The organism is Halapricum hydrolyticum, assembly GCF_025517535.1.
GTDB lineage: Archaea > Halobacteriota > Halobacteria > Halobacteriales > Haloarculaceae > Halapricum > Halapricum hydrolyticum.
The window spans coordinates 1-16,583 of sequence record NZ_JAOPKC010000036.1 but is presented as its reverse complement, the minus strand read 5'-3'; the positions used below and the strand labels follow the sequence as shown (position 1 = coordinate 16,583).

The window sequence follows — 16,583 nt, the reverse complement described above, 5'->3', positions numbered from 1 at the left end:
CCGTCAGAGAGCGATGTGTGAGACCGTCTTCTCCACAATCAAACGCACCCTCGGCGACGCCGTGCGTGCGCGAACTTGGTACGGTGAATTTCGAGAACTTGTTCTGATGTGTGCGGTTCACAACATTAAGCAGTCTCTGAAACAGTGAAATCAAGCTACGTCTGGCGATTCACCACAGCCGACGATTTGACTCCTGCTCGGTGACCGCAAGCAGGAGTCGCTGACCGTCTATACCGACGGCTTTCGAGCGTACGAGCCACTCGACGAGGACGACGCATTCGACCGTCAGTACGTTGTCCACGGTGAGGGTGAATACGCTGATGGGGATGTCCACGTCAACACGTGCGAGAGCCACGCGTCGCTGGCGCGACGGTGGCTCTCACCGCATCGAGGCGTCTCAAAAGACAAACTCACACCCTATCTCAGAGCATTACAGCTTCGGAAACGCGTCCGCCGAAAACCTGGCGACGAAGCGCTCAAAACCATCCTCGAAACTGCGCTATGAGGCTACCAACAATCGCTTACCCAAGAGCGACAAACTAAACACGACCATTCGGCAAGGCCATCGATTTTTATTTTTTGTCCTCGTAGTGTGGCGACATACCGCAGCAAATAGACAATGACGACAAATCAAACCCGCTCCCGGATCCCGAAGTGTACCAATGACTATCATCGCTGACATCACTGTCCCTGCAGACGCCTTTGAGTTAGGCCGCGTCCTGAAGGACTTTCCGAATGTCGAGGTCGAACTCGAACGGATCGTGCCACTCCAAGAGAGCATCATTCCACTGTTCTGGATCTCCGGCACCGATACCGCAGAGATCGAAGCGGCATTATCGGAGAATCGACACACGAAAAGCGTCACACAGCTCACCACGACCGACGAGGAGACCCTGTTCGAAGTCCGCTGGGCGGACCAGATCAACGGGATTGTTGAGGCGCTCATCGAGACCCGGGCAAAAATTCTCGAAGCGACGGGCGAAGCCGAGACGTGGGACTTCCGGTTGCGGTTCGAAGCCCGCGAACATCTCTCCGATCTCAACATGGCACTCACTGACGCAGGTATCCCAGTAACGCTACGACACATCTACAATCCAACCGTGCCGGAGGACGCATCGACACTCTCAGAGGAGCAACGAGAGGCGCTGTTGCAGGCGTATCGGCGCGGATTTTTCGAGATTCCCAGGGGCATCACACTAGCCGAGATGGCTGAAGAGATGGAAATCAGTGACAGTGCGCTCTCTCAGCGCATGCGACGTGGCCTTGCAGTCGCCGTCGAACAGGTCGTCGTCTCCGAAGCTCTTTCCTGAGAATCCTGGTACAAACGTACGACGAACGAACTCCGACTACTCTCGTTTTTACTTTGTACTCGGAGAACGAACGGTTCGAATGGCTCAAACGAATACTCGCTATCCGGTCCCGAAGGACGGCAGAAAGCCCTGAGTACTCGTCCGTCGATACGACGCTGAGATGGACGGGGATTATCGGAGCAGTTCATAGTTTCGCATAAACTCCTTCAACAATTGGGCGAGAGACCGTCGCTGAAATCAACGCGGATCGGTCACAGCCCGTCGATAAAGTTACCCAGGACACGGTTGAACCGCTCGGGTTCTTCAAGCATGGGACAGTGACCACTGTTCTCGAAAATCTCAAACTGCGCGTTGGATACGAGTTCTGCGACGTATTTGACGGACTCGCCGCTGTGCCACGTTTCATCTGCTCCAGCACACACGAGCGTCGGTACGTCGATCTCGGACAGTACATTCCGATAATCACGGAGGAACAGTAATCCAAACAGTGCCGCGCCCTGGATCGATGCGGGCGACCGTGAACCTTCATCGAGTATTAGATTGCGAAGTTCCCGCGATGGTGGCTCCTTGAGCATGCCCTCCGCTTGCCGTTCGAGAAGTTCGAGGGGGGACGTCTGGACCGGCCTGCTGACTTCTTCAAGGTCCTCGCTCCCGTAGCTCCCGTACTCGTAATCCTCTCGTTTCATCGGAGACGGTTCCATGTCGATATCGACGAGCGCCCCCGGATTCGGTCAGCCCCGAACTGATGGACGTACTCCCAAGAAACGATAGCGCCCATCGACCATCCGACGAGAACGATATCATCGAGGGAGAGTTGCTCCAGGAACGCCCGTATATCCTCAGCGTAATGCTGCGTGGTGTGACCGACTTCCGTCTTCTCGGATCGACCATTGCCTCTGAAATCTACCCCCACCGTCCGGTAGTTACTGGACATTGCCGTCAATTGCGACTCGAAGTATCGAAGACCCGCCGTGGCTCCGTGAAGGAATACGATCGGCTGACCCTCACCGTAATCCTCGTAATAGAGGCCAGCCCCGTTACACTGGATAACTGGCATAGTAGCTACAGTACGTTTCACTGACTAATAAGACTGAGCAAGTTCGAGACGTGCTGTCTGTGGGCTCTGTATCCCTGCCGTCGATTTCGGTATACAAGATTCCATCACATTAGAGGGTTTAAACGAGAGTGCCACTTCCGGATGTCAGAGGTGAAGAGTTACAAGAAGGCCGGTTCGAGAGACATGCTTCGGACGGTACTCCTGGGAGTGGTATAGAAGTGATCAGGGAGCCGAGAATTCGATATCGAAGGCCCGCGACGAACGGTTAGTAGAGAACAGTTCGGTTCCGTGATCGTTCACCACAGTTCCCGTCGACAGGTCCGAAGGCAATCCGTATCTTCCTACCCGACTACTGGATTGAATACATGGCACCCGATCACACCATCTCCGTCGATGCAGGCAATGTCCTTATCGAATTCAGTCCAAAGGAGAAATTCCAAGAGAGTGTGGCGGGCGGCGAACGGAACCTTGCGAGATGGGAGGACTCCCCGTAGTCCACTCATGGAACCCACAACAACCGAGCGAGAGTAGACATAACGAACATGACAAAAGCGTCGCTGTACGACGCGATATCGGATCTGCCGCTCGATATCGACGGATACGACGTCGAATTCCGGCAGCGAACCTGCGCCGGTGACTTCGCCCGGATCAGCGTCATACTCTGTCTGCAAGACGCTCATCCGGGACAGCGAGGAGTTCCTCGGCCGTGTACCCGGTTCTCTATTCACGGCGATGGGGCGACCGGGGTTGGTGAAGACGTCACATACGAGATCGAGGACCACCAGGCGCTCGACGACAAACCGATCGACCTCCCACCAGCCGGTTCCTATACTATCGATTCCTTTTCGGAAGCGCTCGACGGGATCGACCTCTTTCCCGGAGTGACCCCGGGACGGGAGGCGTCACGATCCTACAGGCGGTGGGCGCTCGAGAGTGCCGCGCTCGATATTGCGCTCAAACAGGCGGACACGGACCTCGCGACAGTGCTCGGTCGGGAGTACGACCCGGCCCGGTTTCTGGTGAGTACGCGTCTCGGGGACCCACCGACGCTAGAGCGGGTCAGGCAGTGGCTCGAACTCAATCCGGAAACGGAGTTCAAACTCGACGCGACCTCCGCGTGGACACCGGAGATCATGGACGAACTCGCCGCGACGGACGCCGTCCGGATACTCGACCTGAAGGGCCACTACAAACACACCGATGTTGACCAGTCGCCGGACACCACACTGTATCGCCGGATCATCGAGAGGTTTCCCAACGCACTCATCGAGGACCCGCGGCTGACCGAGGAGACGCTACCGCTGTTCGAGGGCCACGAACACCGGGTTACCTGGGACGCGCCCATCACTGGCGTCGCGAGCATCGAGGAGTTGCCGTTCATGCCTGAGTGGCTCAATATGAAACCGTCCCGCTTCGGCAGCATCGAGAACCTCTTCGAGACGATCGAGTACTGTCGCGACCGTGGAATCGGAATGTACGGTGGCGGGCAGACTGAGTTGAGCGTGGGCCGCCAGCACCTCCACGCGCTCGCCTCGCTGTTCTACCCTGCCGCCCCCAACGACATCGCACCCTGTGCGTACAACGACCCGGACCCTGTTGCCGGTCTCCCGAAGAGTCCCCTGTCGCCACCGCCGAATCCGCGGGGGCTCGAGTGGGCCCCGAATTAAGCTTCTCGACAGGGTTGAAATCGACACTCAAAAATATGTTTTAGCAGTCTTGCTGAGTAGAGGGGACGAGTCCCATGGTTGCCTCTCCTGCGCGTAGCGCCTACCGAGCGAGGACGGTTGGATTCGTTCTAATCGCGTCTCAGGCCGCTGTCGCGATGGGTGCGTCCGCCGTCTCCGGGTTGCCATCTTGGTCGACGACCTCCCCGGTCTGCAGGTGGGTGTCGAGTCCCGCGAGGATATCTTCCTCCGTGTCACGGAACTGGGACTTCATCATCAACTCGGCCATCAGCCAGCCCACTGGGCCGTACTTCGGCACGAACGACATGGTAAACGTGACCTCGGTGCTATTCTCGTCGATCGGTTCAAGGTCGTCGCTCGTAACCACACCACCGGTGACACTGGATCGGAGAGCAGCAACGACGGATTCGCCGAGAATGGTTTGTGGACTTGTCATGGTGGACTCGCTTGAGGGCGTATAATAGAAAATACGGCAAGAGAGCTGATATGGATAGGCTTATATTCCGAATCAGGGTTCGCGAGTAGGTCGCCACACTACCGTCGAAAGCTCTCACCCGCGACCGCCTGATACAGCTCTCTCGCGAACTGGCTGAACGATTTCATGGTCGCTCCATCATCTATGCACCGGATCCGACTTGGTTTCGGCCCTAGGAACAGGTCTGTCCGTGCCCCCGATCGCTATCGATTGAGCGCGGACGATAGAATCACGACTTCGATACTGAAGGGTGACTGGGGAAATCCCGACACAGCCGGGTTCGATATCTCATCTCGTCTGTGCCATTCCGACGACGGTACTGAAGGCAACGATTGTGTTCTCTTCGGTCGAATTGTTTCCCCGAAGCGGTCGAACTGCGATACGTAACCGGAGCCGACAGAATGTGAGCTACAATGTCACTGGAAACACAACCAACAACTGACGAATCAATCACTGAATTCGCGGGAACACTCCGAGGGACACTCCTCCGGCCGGACGACGAGGGCTACGACGAGGCACGGTCGGTCTGGAACGGGATGATCGACAAATACCCGGCACTCGTCGTTCAGTGTGCGGGTACCTCGGACGTAATCAATGCAGTGACCTTCGCAAAAGAGCAAGACCTCCCAATCTCGGTGAAGAGTGGCGGCCACAACATCGCCGGCAGGGCAGTCGAGGACGACGCGCTCATGATCGACCTCTCGCCGATGAAATCAGTCCGGGTCGATCCGGACGCGAAGACTGCTCGCGTCGAACCGGGAGTCGTACTCGGTGAACTGGACCACGAGACACAGCAGTTCGGCCTCGCCACGCCCGCCGGATACAACTCACAAACCGGTATCGCCGGCCTGACGCTCGGCGGCGGGTGGGGGTGGCTATCCCGGAAGCACGGACTGACCGTCGACAACCTCCTGTCGGCCGACGTCGTCACCGCCCAGGGTGAACTCGTCCACGCGAGCGAAGACGAAAACGAGGATCTTTTCTGGGGCCTCCGGGGCGGTGGCGGCAACTTCGGGATCGTCACGTCCTTCGAGTTCCAGTTGCACGAGGTCGGTCCGACGGTGCTGTCTGGGCCGATCGTCCATCCGTTCGACGACGCCGAGACGGTCCTCGAAGGAGTTCGTGAGTTCACCGCCGACGCACCCAACGACGCGACGGTCTGGACCGTCATTCGGCACGCACCGCCGTTTCCGTTCCTCCCCGAGGAGTGGCACGGCCGGAAGGTCGTCATCCTGGCGACATTCTATGCCGGCGATATGGAGGAGGGCGAAGACGCACTCCTGCCCCTACGCGACATCGGAGATCCCATCGCCGACGCCATTGGGCCGAATCGCTACACCGACTGGCAACAGGCGTTCGACGGTCTGGCCCCGGCAGGGGCCCGACACTACTGGAAGTCCCACAACTTCGACGAGATGACCGATGAGATGATAGAGACGTTCATCGAGTACGGGAAAACCATCCCCACCCGGGATACGATGATCGAAATTCCACATCTCGGCGGCGCGATGAACGACAAGCCCGTCGATGCGACCGCCTATCCCCACCGTGAGTTCCAGTTCACGATGAACCTCCACACGATGTGGACAGATCCCGAGCAGGACGGGGAGTGTATCTCGTGGGCTCGCGAGATGCACGAGGCGATGGCTCCCCACGCGACCGGCGGCGTCTACGCCAACTTCGTCCCCGAGGCGGACGGTGACCAGCAGGCCGCCTACGGCGAGAACTACGAGCGGCTGGTCCAGATCAAAAACGAGTGGGACCCGGAGAACCTGTTCCGACTCAACCACAACGTCGAACCGACGGAATAGTCCAGTGATCGGACGTCAAGCCAACCCATGAACGACAACAAAACCGACGGACAATAATGCAATGACCGAACACCGTGATGTCGCCGTCATCGGCGCCGGACAGGCGGGGCTGGCGACGAGCTACTACCTGACGGAAGCCGGCTGTGACCACGTTGTCCTCGAACGTGACCGAGCCGGCGAGCGCTGGCGCAGCGAAAAGTGGGACTCGTTCACGTTGGTGACGCCGAACGTGATGAGCCGCTTTCCGGGCTTCTCCTACGAGGGCGACGAGTCCGACGGCCTTCTCACTTGCGACGAAGTCGCCGAGTATCTCGAGACCTACGTTGATCGTTTCGATCCTCCATTTATGACTGGCGTCGAGGTGCTGGCGGTTCGGAAGCACGACGCCGCCGATACCGTCGAGACGACCGACACCATCCATGAGACGACCAACGTAATCGTGGCGACCGGCCCCTTTCAACGCCTACGAATCCCCGAGTTCGGCGCCGAGTTCTCGTCGTGCTCGAATCCGAGACGCCGACGATTCTGAGTTACGTCTGATGTTTTTATACAGGTGTATTTACACTGTCGCCCGGCTCAGCCGACGACAAAATCGGCTGCTACCGGACAGCAGTTAGGGATTATCGTAGCAATTCGCAGATTTCGCCTGTGAAATCGCACTCCCGTCGCCCGGTCGGAGGTTGGTATTCACCGACCGGCTACGATAATCCCTAAGTGAACGGAACAGTCGCTGATTAGTGAAAGCCGCGCGTCACGTCTTCGTCGATGAGGTCTTCGAGTTCGGTGTCGAGCAACTCTTCTGCTTCCTCGAAGGTGTCGGTGAGATCGGTCATCGAGTCTGGGCGGCCGTGCGTGTCGAATTCCATCGGGCCGTAGGCCGGGCTGTCGAGCGTCTCCATGATGTCCTCGAACAGCGCTTCGGGAGTCGTCGGGACGTCGGCGTGAGTCTCCAGTACCGTCTCCAGATGCTTGGCCTTCCGCTCGGCCTCGCTCTCGTCCTCGATCGGTTGCTGGACGCCGAACAGACCGCTTCCCTCCTCGGGGAACAGCGGCTCGATCTCGTCGTCGATCCGGCGTGCGACCTGCGCGCCCACGCCTTCGACCTCGTAGGGGTTTTTCGCGTAGGTCTTCAGCTGGTAGACGCCGGTCGATGGGTGAGCGAGATAGAGGTCTTCGCCGACGCCCGAGCGCCGGTCGCCGCCGACTGCTCGCCACTGGTCGGGGTCGCTGTCGTCCTCGACGACGTCTGCGAGGATGTCCTGCCAGTCGCGAACGCGCATACCCGACGGTTGTGTCTGACGGGGAATGAACATATCGATCGAAACCGGCGCGCTCTTTGCCCTCGCCAGCGAACCGGCGTCCATGTCGGAGATCGCGGGCTGGCGCTGGACGGTCGTCGTCTTCGGTCCGGTCGCGTTACTGTTCGGCGTCGTCGGGCTCGCGTACGCGGGGCTGTTCGTCGTCCCCAGCGCGCCCTGTGGCGGGGCCGAAACGGTCGAGCCGCCGACCGCGGAGTTTGCGATCTCCACGAACGGGTCGACCGTCACGGCGACGTACGTCGGGAACGAGACCGTCGGCGGCCCGACAACCGATCGGGTTGTCGTCTCGGTTCGAAACGCCGCTAGCCCGGACACCGCCAGCCGGGAGTGGATCGACGGCGACGACACAATCTCTCGTGGCGATTCGATCGCGATCCCGCCGGGCGAAATCGAGTTCCAGCTCTCCGCTCGGGATCGTGTCACTGTTCAGTGGTACGGATCGAGTCCCGACCAGCCGGACTTCTGCCCCAGCGACAACAGATACGCGGAACTGACGGCTGTCCGCCTGGAGAACGCTTCGACGTTCTAGGGGACACGGATGGTGCTCCGGGACAGCCACCGACAGCGTTTTTCCCGGCGCGGCCCTGGCTGAGTCCGTGAACGTTCGCGGTGTCGTCGTCGAAGCCGAAGACCCCAAGACCGTCAGCACACAGTACGGCGAGCGCGAGCTCTGCGAAGTCACGGTCCGCCCGGACCGGGGCCGTGGCGAGCCGACGACGGTGACACTGTGGGGCGACTGGGTCGAGAACGCCGAGCAGCTGGAGCCGGGGATGGAACTGGCCGTCTACGACGCCGAAGAGCGGACCTATCAGGGCGAGACCCAGTACACCACCGGAAGCGACACGATGGTCGTCGTCGAGCCCGACTTCATCGTCGACGTGACTGACGTCCGCGCGTGGGTGCAGTGTCCCCGGATGTATTACCTCAACAAGATCGACGGCTTGCCGCTGGCCTATCCCGTCGTCAAGGGGACGATCGTCCACGAGGTGTTCGGCGACCTGCTGCGCGGGCGCGATCTCGACACCGCGGTCGAAGAGCAGGTCGAGGCCGCCGGCCTGGAACTCGGCCTGCTGGGACGAGATCGCGAGAGCGTCCGCCAGGAGGTCCGCGATCACGCCAGCGCCATCGAGGGATGGCTCGCCCAGGGCAGGCTGACCGGGGGCGACGGAGCAGCGACAGCCGCCGACAGCTCGGAGCGGGACTTCAGCCCCGCCGAAAGCGAGTGGCGCTCCGAGATGACGCTGATCAGCGAACGATACGGGATCAAGGGTCGGGCCGACGCCGTTCGCCGGGGGATGCCGGTCGAACTGAAGACCGGCAAGAACACCCGTCGGGAGCCTCGCTTTCACGACAAGATCCAGGCCGCCGCCTACGCACTGATCCTCGGCGAGCGCGCAGCGCAGGAGACCTCGGCGGCCGAGATGATGGGCGACGGCGGAGCGACTGCCAGCACTGACAGTCCGTCCGCGCTCGCGGCCGCGCCCGACACCGGGACCTTGCTTTACACGAAAAACGCTGCCGTCGAGCGCAACGAGGAGAGCGGCGACCTTTCGCCGGCCAAGGAATTCTCGATCGGCTCTGGGCTGCTGGAGTTCGTTCTCCGGGAGCGCAACGCCATCGCGGCCATGGAGTACGACACAGCGGTTCCGACGGGCTATGAGGCCGACGCCCGATGCGAGTACTGTTTCGAGCAGGACACCTGCATGGCCGTCGCCGGACGACTCGACCAGGAGTCGAAAGCCGGGACGGTCGGCTCGCCGATCCCAGAGGCTGAACGGGAGTACTTCGAGTCGTTCTACCGGGCGATCGAGGCAGAACGACGAGAGGTCCACCGGGAGTACGCGAAACTCTGGGAACAGGGCTCAACGGAGCGGGCCGACGACGACCGCGCGCTGGTGGATCTCGAACCCACAGGCCAGCGAAAGATCGACGGAGGCCGCTGGGAACTCCGCGCGGAGGGGACGGGTGCGACCTCGAAGATCCGTGAGGGCGACGTCGTCCTGGCCAGCGACGGCCACCCGATCAGGGGCGACGCCGAGCTCGCGAGAGTCGAACGGCTCGGTGGACCGCCGCCTGACGTCGAGGATGCGAGCGACAGCCCGGCGAGCGAGCGGGAGATCGTCGTCACTGCGGACGAACCAGTCGAGCTCCGCCGGTTAGACATCTATCCCTCGGAACTCTCGACCGATCGGCTGCTGACCGCGCTCCACGACGCGGTCCTCAAACAGCCCTCGCCGAAGAAAGACGTGCTCTTCGGGCGGCGCGATCCGGAATTCGACCGCCCGGAGGAGACGTTCATCGACAACAACCCGGCCCAGGACGAGGCGGTCCGGCTGGCAGTCGGTGCGGAGGACTTTGCGCTGGTACACGGCCCGCCCGGGACGGGAAAGACCTACACGCTGGCGACGATCGTCCGGGAACTCGTCGACCGCGGTGAGCGGGTCCTGCTGTCGGCGTTCACCAACCGGGCCGTCGACAACGCGATGGAGGCGCTGGTCGAGCAGGGATTCGAAGACATCGTCCGGATCGGGACCGAGAGCGGCGTCCGTGAGGACATGCAGCGATTCAGGCTCGAACAGACCGGCGAACCGGACGAGTTGGCAAGCGATCTCCGGGATGCGCCGGTCGTGGCGGCGACGACTGCCTCCTGTGGCTCGCGGATCGTCCGCGAGCAGGCGTTCGACGCGGCGGTCGTCGACGAAGCTGGCCAGCTCACCGAACCGGGGACGCTCGCGGCGACGAACCTCGCCGAACGGTTCGTCCTGATCGGCGATCACCAGCAGTTGCCGCCGGTCGTGCGGGCGGAAAACGAACTGCAGGAGTCGCTGTTCGAACGACTTATCCAGACTCACCCTGACGCGGGCGTGCTTCTCGATCGACAGTACCGGATGGCCCAGCGCATCCAGGCGTTCCCCTCGCGGGCGTTCTACGACGGGCAGTTACGTCCCGCGTCCGGCGAGGTCGCCGCCCGGCGTCTGGACGACCTCGACGGCGTCGACTCCTCGGCGCTCCCCGAACACCTCCGCGACCGCGTTGTCTTCGTCGATCCGGACGGGCACGCCCGCGGCAACACCAACCCCGAAGAGGCCGACGCGGTCGCCCGGATCGTCGAGGAGTTCGTGTCGGCTGGCGTCTCTCGGGCAGACATCGGCGTGATCGCGCCGTACCGCGCGCAGGTCGCCGAGATCAGTCAGCGCCTAGACGATGCCGTGGCGGTCGACACCGTCGATCGGTTCCAGGGATCGAGCAAGGAGGTGATCGTCGTCTCGTTCGTCGCCACTGGCGAACTCGCCGGCCCAATCTTCGAGGACTACCGACGGATCAACGTCGCGCTCTCGCGTGCGAAGCGGTCGCTTGTCCTGGTCGGCGACGCTGACGCACTCTCAACTGACGATACCTACGCGAAGATGGTCGAGTGGGCACGATGAGAGTACCGCGTGGGCGTGAGAGATAGCAGCGACGTGCGGGCTACGCGTTCGCGAGCACGGTCTCGCCGGCCCGTACCGAGTCGCCGCGCTCGACCGCCAGATCGCTGCGAGTCACCGACGGCGGGAACAGCACGTCGACGCGACTCCCGAACGAGATGTGCCCGATCCGTTCGCCACGTTCGACCGCGTCTCCGGTCTCGACGTGCGGATGGATTCGACGGGCGAACGCGCCGGCGATCAGCGTGACGCGATACTCGGGGAAGTCGACGTGGAGCCGCTCGTTGCGGTCCGACTCTTTCGAGAACGCCGGCCGATGAGCACCGGGCACGTGCGTCGTGTCCTGTATCGTCCCCGGCGTCGGGGCCCGGTTGACGTGGACGTGATAGACGTTCATGAACACGCCCACGCGCAGGCGACCGTCCTCCTCGCGGACGACTGACACTGTGCCGTCCGCAGGGGAGACGTACCCCGCTTCAGGTATCTCTCGGTCCGGATCCCGATGGAAGAACAGGACGGCGATCCCCGCCAGCGCGACCCCGGCCCCGACAGACGGCCAGACCCACATGACCGGGCCAGCAGCGACCAGCAGCGGGAACGCGTACCACCACGTTCCAGGCGCGAACCAGCGCGACATACCTGTCTCTGGGTGGCGACACTCGCTTAAGCCATTCGGCCTCGATTTTCTGTATAGTCAACACAGTATTTTACAATACCATTGACGACCTCCTCCCCTCGTGGAATGTTCAATCGTCTATCGCGAAGCGGAAGAGAACGGTAACTTTTTGCCAGTCGTCGATTTTCGATAGGATATGGTGGACGAAGTAAACCCATTTGAGAGTTTACAGGAGCAGATCGACGACGCAGCGGCGTACCTCGATGCCGACGAGGGCATGATCGAGCGACTCAAACAGCCAGAGCGCGTGCTCGAGACGACGCTCTCTGTCGAGATGGACGACGGTTCGATCGAGACGTTCCGCGCCTACCGGTCGGAGTTCAACGGCGACCGCGGCCCCTACAAGGGCGGCATCCGATACCATCCTGGAGTCAACCGGGCGGAAGTCAAGGCCCTCTCGGGGTGGATGGTCTACAAGTGCGCGGCCGTGGACATCCCCTACGGCGGCGGCAAGGGCGGCATCGAGATCGATCCTGCGGAGTACAGCGAATCCGAGCTAGAGCGGATCACCCGGGCGTTCGCGAAGGAACTGCGCCCGCTGATCGGCGAGGACAAGGACATCCCTGCGCCGGACGTCAACACCGGCCAGCAGGAGATGGACTGGATCAAAGACACCTACGAGACGCTGGAGAACACCACCGAGCCCGGGGTCGTCACCGGCAAGTCCCTGGACAACGGCGGCAGCGAGGGCCGCGTCGAGGCGACGGGCCGGTCGGTCAGCATCACCGCCCGCGAAGCGTTCGAGTATCTCGATCGGGACATCTCCGAGGCGACCGTCGCGGTGCAGGGCTACGGGAACGCCGGTTCGATCGGTGCGCGGCTGATCGAGGACCAGGGTGCGGACGTCGTCGCGGTCAGCGACTCCAGCGGCGCTGTTCACAATCCGGACGGACTCGACGCTCGCGCGGTCAAAGACCACAAGGCCGAGACGGGCAGCGTCGTCGGCTACGAGGGCGCGAGCGAACGGCTGACCAACGAGGAACTGCTGACGCTGGACGTGGATCTGCTCGTGCCCGCGGCGCTAGAAAACGCCATCGACGCCGATCTCGCCGAGGACGTTTCGGCCGACGTGATCGTCGAGGCGGCCAACGGCCCGCTCACGCCCGACGCCGACGACGTTCTCGCCGACCGTGACGTCTACGTCGTCCCCGATATCCTGGCCAACGCCGGCGGCGTGACGGTCTCGTACTTCGAGTGGGTACAGAACCGCCAGCGATTCGCCTGGACCGAACAGCGCGTCAACGAGGAACTCGAACGACTCATCACTGACGCCTTCGATGCCATGACGGCGGCCCACGAGGAGCACGGGACGCCGAACTTCCGGACCGCGATGTACGTCGTCTCGATCCAGCGCGTGCTCGACGCCGCGGAGAAATCCGGTCTCTTCCCCTAGGCGTTCTCGACTTCAACGCTCCTGGATGGCCGAGGAAGCACCCGCTAATTACATTACTTGTCTTATCGTTAGCGGACTTCGCTGACCTACCGGGCATATCCCTGTCGATCCGAGTGTCCGTGAGACGGACGAGGAGTGTCAACGCTCCTTCTTGGTGTATTTGCTCTCTTCCGCGAACTCGCGGCGGCAGAGTATAAGAAAATCTAGAGGTTATATTTAGAGATTATCCAGAAATAGTCCTCCTTGGCGTTGTGTTAGCTCGAAAAAACCGCTTGATATATTCGATGTACTATCTCAACGTAAGTTTTTAGTTGCTATATCCCATAGCAGTGCATAGGGAGGTGTGTTGAGAATGGCTACGAGCGACAGGACTGTCGAACCGGTCGATCGGCGAACAGAGGCGCGTGCGAAGGGTCCCGATTTGAGTCGATACGACGCTGTCCTCGCGGCCATTCCGTCGGTATTTCTCGGAGCGTTGCTGCTCGGACATCTGTCTCCGATCTCGATCCAGGCGGCGATCGGTCTCGGGGCCGTACTCGGTGCGATCGCGGTCGTGGACGCACTGTTCGTGAACCCGCCACGACCCGGCCAGCGTGCTCCGTAGTGGGTGACCGTCGTCGAGACGCGTTAGCTTTTGCCTGACTGGACCGAATCATACTCTTGGCGACACGTTTGCAACGCCTAACCATTGGGGTAGCCACCTTATACTAACACTCCGCCTAGAGATAGCCACGATTGCAACGCAGAAACGCCGATGGATCCCCGTTCCCGGTGTCAGTTTCTGTCAGGCAAAGAACTAACTGTGTGTCGCCCCCAAAAAAGACGTAACACCCTTCGATCTCGATGTTAGACGACAATATCACCACGAGCAAGGAAATCCACAGGCAGACCGGCAAGACGTTCTACTACGCGACCAGACTGCTTCCCGAGCGGATCCGCAAGCCCACTTACGTCCTCTATGGTTTCTTCCGGATCGCCGACGAGGTCGTCGACCAGTCCGATAGACTCCCCCCCGAACAGCAGTACGAACGGCTCGAATCGTTCCGGGCGAAGGCGCTCGGTGAGGAGTCTGCCGACGACGACGTCCTCTCGGCGTTTCAGTCGCTGCGCGAGCAAACCAAGATCAGAGACGCCGACGTAAACTCCTTTATCGACGCGATGGAGCAGGACATCGAGCGGGACCGCTACGAGACCTACGAAGACCTGGAGGAGTACATGCGCGGCTCGGCCGTCGCCGTCGGCAATATGATGCTGGACGTGATGGATCCCGAACAGAAAGAGACGGCCCGACCACACGCGGCGTCGCTCGCCGAGGCGTTCCAGCTGTCGAACTTCCTGCGTGACGTCGGCGAGGACATCACCGAGTACGGCCGGATCTACCTCCCGCTGGAGACGCTCGAACAGTTCGGAGCCAGCGAGGAAGACATCGTCCGGCGTCGAGCCACCGAATCGCTCAAAGCCGCGGTGCGCGCCGAGATGGCCCGCACTGAGCGCCTCTACCGTGACGGCGTCGCCGGGATCCGCTATCTCCCCGACGACTGCCAGTTCGCGGTGCTGCTCGCTGCCGTCCTCTATGCCGAGCATCATCGCCGCATTCGCCACGTCAATTTCAACACCATCGATCGGGACGCGAATCTGGGCCGGGCTCGCAAGCTCTACCTGATCGCCAAAACCTGGTGGCACTGGCGAAAACACCGCGATCCCGAGACGACGTTCTATGCCGTCAGCGCGATCCCGGAAGACGCCTCGATGCGGGATCACCACCCCGAATCGGTCGCCGACAGCGTGATGTCGGCGACCCACGAGTGATTGCCGTAGCGACGTCCTGCTGCCCGCCGACCCCGGCGGTCAGCGTCACTCAAGTCAATTGAGGTGGTCCGCTGGTTTGCGCGACACCGAGTGCTACATATCATCCTTAGATGATTATTCTTGGGGAAATATTTAAGGAATACTGTCTATCAAATGGACATATATGGTATATCGTATCGGTCGGATCGGTCGCGATGGTTTGTGGGGTGAAACATAAACGGTCCTCCGATGGATATTGGAGTGATAAATATGGTCAATGATGATAAACCTGTCATTGCTGACGTCGAAGTTCCGATAGTAGACCTGATCCCTGGTGCTACCCCAGAAACGGTCCGAGATGTCTCTCTGGACCTGACTGCTGTTATACGTAACGACGAAACCGTTGTACTGCAACTTCTGGTCCCACGCCGAGAGAGGTATGAAGCCCGAGAGATCCTGGCGCGTTTGGATGCAGAAATCATAGACGAGATCACAGTGGGGTCGGCTACAATGCTTCTCGTCGAGATACTCGACCACTTCGATGGGACTCTCGACCCTCCGGAGGACAACGAGGGTTCTGTGCTCAGGGGAGTGCGAGCCGACGGGAGGTGGCTGTTTCGTATCCAGTTCCCCGATCGAGAGCGGATGCGCGATCAGATGGCCCAGTGGAATCGTGACGATCGTGCGGTGAAATTGCTCTCTCTTTTCACGAAGACGTACGGCGCTGATTCGAATCCATATGGACTTTCTCTCACGGACTGTGTAACTCTCCGTACAGCGTACGAAGCGGGCTATTTCACCGTCCCACAGGAGACCTCACTCTCGGAACTCGGTGAGGACCTCGGCGTCTCTGATACGGTCGTCTCCCGGCGTATCCGGCGCGCTCTAGATACGCTTCTAGCACGTATATTCTCACAGGAGGCTGCATACGCGAACTGCCGTTCTACGGAGAGGCGTGACATGTATTGACCGATAGTGGCTGCTGCAAGTTCTTTCCGAACCAATTGTTCGGAGTTGGGCGGGCACACTGTTACAGCAGTTGGTATGAATTCCCGGGCTGATATGCCCGAGCGATTCGTGAGGGCTGTCGAAGCAATCCATAGATTTCGCCGGTCGGGTTCTGTCTCCCAATCGGCCGTGAGAACTCCTTCGCCAGCTACGACGACCCCGTTATATTTGTCATGGTATATCGACGCATTTTTAAATAGTATTTGTTTATCGGTCGAAGACAGTGGCAACTGTGAAACCATGCCTGAACAAACTGATGTTGCTTCTCGCGTAGATGACCCGCCACAGACCCGAAAAGAGCTCGAAGAGCAACTGCAGTCTCTGCTGATTGCTGCATACAGCAACGACGTTCGAGTCACGGGTGGGGTGGACGTCTCTACGGAAGACGCGACCTGGGGAATCGAAATCCTGGAACTCGCAAAAAAGACCGACGCATAGGTGCGCACGCATTGGTCTGTCTTGATCCGTGCTATACGTAGTCGCTCGTGGGCTCTGTGAGACCTACAGCTTCGTTAACAACTCAACTATTGTTATCATGTACTCAGCTTTGCACGTTAGCGTCAGCTGTTGAATGAACGAACAGGTGATCGATTTCTTCCATCAGGTCATCGACGCCACGATCATTATTGTCCCGAA

17 protein-coding genes and 1 pseudogene are annotated in these 16,583 nt (G+C 60.5%); 13 read left to right on the top strand and 5 right to left on the bottom strand.

The features are described from left to right. The 3 genes and pseudogenes from OB916_RS16500 to OB916_RS16490 form a co-directional block, all read left to right on the top strand. Positions 1 to 148: transposase (locus tag OB916_RS16500; RefSeq protein WP_315910396.1), on the top strand; the 148-nt coding region annotated here is incomplete at its 5' end. A gap of 42 nt (positions 149 to 190) precedes the next feature. After that, positions 191 to 505 (top strand): annotated as a pseudogene (locus OB916_RS16495) (transposase); the annotation flags it as partial. Positions 506 to 662: 157 nt separating this feature from the next. Beyond that, a complete protein-coding gene (locus OB916_RS16490; RefSeq protein WP_315910395.1) occupies positions 663 to 1,310 on the top strand; it encodes a helix-turn-helix domain-containing protein in 648 nt (215 codons plus the stop codon). 251 nt (positions 1,311 to 1,561) lie between these two features. On the opposite strand, the gene OB916_RS16485 is transcribed toward OB916_RS16490, so the two are convergent. After that, a complete protein-coding gene (locus tag OB916_RS16485; RefSeq protein ID WP_315910394.1) occupies positions 1,562 to 1,996 on the bottom strand; it encodes an alpha/beta fold hydrolase in 435 nt (144 codons plus the stop codon). Continuing rightward, the gene (locus OB916_RS16480; RefSeq protein WP_315910393.1) at positions 1,993 to 2,367 is read right to left on the bottom strand and encodes an alpha/beta fold hydrolase; all 375 of its coding nucleotides are present in this window, start codon (positions 2,365 to 2,367) and stop codon (positions 1,993 to 1,995) included. The genes OB916_RS16485 and OB916_RS16480 overlap by 4 nt, the downstream gene beginning before the upstream one ends. Before the next feature lie 542 nt (positions 2,368 to 2,909). Between OB916_RS16480 and OB916_RS16475 the strand changes: the two genes are divergently transcribed. Further along, positions 2,910 to 4,034: a hypothetical protein gene (locus OB916_RS16475; protein ID WP_315910392.1), complete on the top strand. Its 1,125-nt coding sequence runs from the start codon at positions 2,910 to 2,912 to the stop codon at positions 4,032 to 4,034. A gap of 139 nt (positions 4,035 to 4,173) precedes the next feature. Here the strand turns inward: OB916_RS16475 and OB916_RS16470 are convergent, their stop codons facing one another. Beyond that, entirely contained in the window at positions 4,174 to 4,488 is a 315-nt protein-coding gene (locus tag OB916_RS16470) for a hypothetical protein (RefSeq protein WP_315910391.1), read from the bottom strand. Between the two features lie 452 nt (positions 4,489 to 4,940). Between OB916_RS16470 and OB916_RS16465 the strand changes: the two genes are divergently transcribed. Continuing rightward, entirely contained in the window at positions 4,941 to 6,338 is a 1,398-nt protein-coding gene (locus tag OB916_RS16465) for an FAD-binding oxidoreductase (RefSeq protein WP_315910390.1), read from the top strand. Positions 6,339 to 6,399: 61 nt separating this feature from the next. Next, positions 6,400 to 6,867 (top strand): FAD-dependent oxidoreductase, encoded by a 468-nt coding sequence (locus OB916_RS16460; RefSeq protein WP_315910389.1) that lies wholly within the window; start codon positions 6,400 to 6,402, stop codon positions 6,865 to 6,867. A 205-nt stretch (positions 6,868 to 7,072) separates the two neighbouring features. Here OB916_RS16460 and OB916_RS16455 read toward each other — a convergent pair whose 3' ends face one another. Further along, positions 7,073 to 7,618: a hypothetical protein gene (locus OB916_RS16455; RefSeq protein WP_315910388.1), complete on the bottom strand. Its 546-nt coding sequence runs from the start codon at positions 7,616 to 7,618 to the stop codon at positions 7,073 to 7,075. Positions 7,619 to 7,643: 25 nt separating this feature from the next. Here OB916_RS16455 and OB916_RS16450 point away from each other — a divergent pair, with 25 nt between their 5' ends. Beyond that, on the top strand, positions 7,644 to 8,186 hold the full coding sequence (locus OB916_RS16450) for a hypothetical protein (RefSeq protein ID WP_315910387.1): 543 nt from the start codon (positions 7,644 to 7,646) through the stop codon (positions 8,184 to 8,186). 67 nt (positions 8,187 to 8,253) lie between these two features. Beyond that, positions 8,254 to 11,085, top strand: a complete 2,832-nt coding sequence (locus OB916_RS16445) for an AAA domain-containing protein (RefSeq protein ID WP_315910386.1) — start codon at positions 8,254 to 8,256, stop codon at positions 11,083 to 11,085. Between the two features lie 40 nt (positions 11,086 to 11,125). Here OB916_RS16445 and OB916_RS16440 read toward each other — a convergent pair whose 3' ends face one another. Then, positions 11,126 to 11,719 carry a protein sorting system archaetidylserine decarboxylase gene (locus OB916_RS16440; RefSeq protein WP_315910385.1) on the bottom strand — a complete coding sequence of 198 codons (594 nt, stop codon included), beginning with the start codon at positions 11,717 to 11,719 and terminating at the stop codon, positions 11,126 to 11,128. 175 nt (positions 11,720 to 11,894) lie between these two features. Between OB916_RS16440 and OB916_RS16435 the strand changes: the two genes are divergently transcribed. The 5 genes from OB916_RS16435 to OB916_RS16415 all read left to right on the top strand — a co-directional run bounded on the left by OB916_RS16435 (position 11,895) and on the right by OB916_RS16415 (position 16,385). Continuing rightward, positions 11,895 to 13,151, top strand: coding sequence for a Glu/Leu/Phe/Val family dehydrogenase (locus OB916_RS16435; RefSeq protein WP_315910384.1), 1,257 nt, complete (start codon positions 11,895 to 11,897; stop codon positions 13,149 to 13,151). A 352-nt stretch (positions 13,152 to 13,503) separates the two neighbouring features. Further along, entirely contained in the window at positions 13,504 to 13,755 is a 252-nt protein-coding gene (locus OB916_RS16430) for a hypothetical protein (protein WP_315910383.1), read from the top strand. 239 nt (positions 13,756 to 13,994) lie between these two features. Further along, entirely contained in the window at positions 13,995 to 14,960 is a 966-nt protein-coding gene (locus OB916_RS16425) for a phytoene/squalene synthase family protein (RefSeq protein ID WP_315910382.1), read from the top strand. A 249-nt stretch (positions 14,961 to 15,209) separates the two neighbouring features. Next, positions 15,210 to 15,908 (top strand): helix-turn-helix domain-containing protein, encoded by a 699-nt coding sequence (locus tag OB916_RS16420; RefSeq protein ID WP_315910381.1) that lies wholly within the window; start codon positions 15,210 to 15,212, stop codon positions 15,906 to 15,908. A 279-nt stretch (positions 15,909 to 16,187) separates the two neighbouring features. Then, on the top strand, positions 16,188 to 16,385 hold the full coding sequence (locus OB916_RS16415) for a hypothetical protein (protein ID WP_315910380.1): 198 nt from the start codon (positions 16,188 to 16,190) through the stop codon (positions 16,383 to 16,385). Positions 16,386 to 16,583 lie beyond the last annotated feature (198 nt).